Here is a 960-nt window from a genome sequence, read left to right as displayed (position 1 = left end):
ATGCAGCTCACCACCGCCGCACGTTACTGCCAGCTCATCATGAAGGAGCAGAAAGAAGGGAAAGACTTCAAGGAAATTGATTTGCTGGCTCGCCAGTCAGAGCGCCACGCCCGGATCGGCAAATTTAACGATGGCGGGAACGAAGCTGATTTAAACCCGAAAGTAGCCAACCGTAACAAAGGTCCGCGCAGGCAGCCGGAAAAGAACGTTTTCACCGACGAACAGATCGAAAAGCTGGAAGAAGTCTTCCACGCCTCTATGTTCGACTATCAGCGCCACTGGTTTGAAGCCGGGAAAACAAACCGCATCCGCAATCTACTCAAGTCGCGCCAGATTGGCGCAACGTTTTATTTTGCCCGTGAAGCATTGATTGACGCCCTGCTGACCGGGCGCAACCAGATTTTCCTGTCTGCCAGTAAGGCACAGGCGCACGTTTTTAAGCAGTACATCATCGACTTTGCAAAAGAAGTGGATGTTGAGCTGAAAGGCGATCCCATGGTGCTGCCCAATGGCGCAGCTTTGTACTTCCTCGGCACCAATGCCCGCACGGCGCAGAGCTACCACGGCAACCTGTATCTTGATGAATATTTCTGGATACCAAAATTCCAGGAGCTGCGCAAAGTTGCCTCCGGTATGGCCATTCACAAGAAATGGCGACAAACCTACTTTTCCACGCCGTCCAGCCTGACCCATAGTGCCTATCCGTTCTGGTCCGGTGCGCTGTTTAACCGGGGCCGCGCCAAAGCGGACAAGGTGGATATTGACCTGACCCACAGCAATCTTGCGCGTGGCCTGCTCTGCCCTGACGGGCAGTACCGCCAGATCGTCACCGTGGAGGATGCAGTGCGCGGCGGCTGTAACCTGTTCGACCTCGACCAGTTGCGCATGGAGTACAGCCCGGACGAATACCAGAACCTGCTGATGTGCGAATTTATTGACGATCTGGCGTCAGTATTCCCG

1 protein-coding gene is annotated in these 960 nt (G+C 54.4%); it reads left to right on the top strand.

Going from position 1 to position 960, the window contains the following annotated elements:
* Positions 1-960 (top strand): terminase large subunit domain-containing protein (locus tag OGY10_RS00100; RefSeq protein WP_286575994.1); only part of this gene is annotated, 960 nt, incomplete at both ends.

Source organism: Citrobacter sp. Cpo148 (genome assembly GCF_030332375.1).
GTDB lineage: Bacteria > Pseudomonadota > Gammaproteobacteria > Enterobacterales > Enterobacteriaceae > Citrobacter > Citrobacter portucalensis.
The sequence above is the reverse complement of the archived record's forward strand: the minus strand, read 5'-3'. Positions and strand labels throughout refer to the sequence as shown.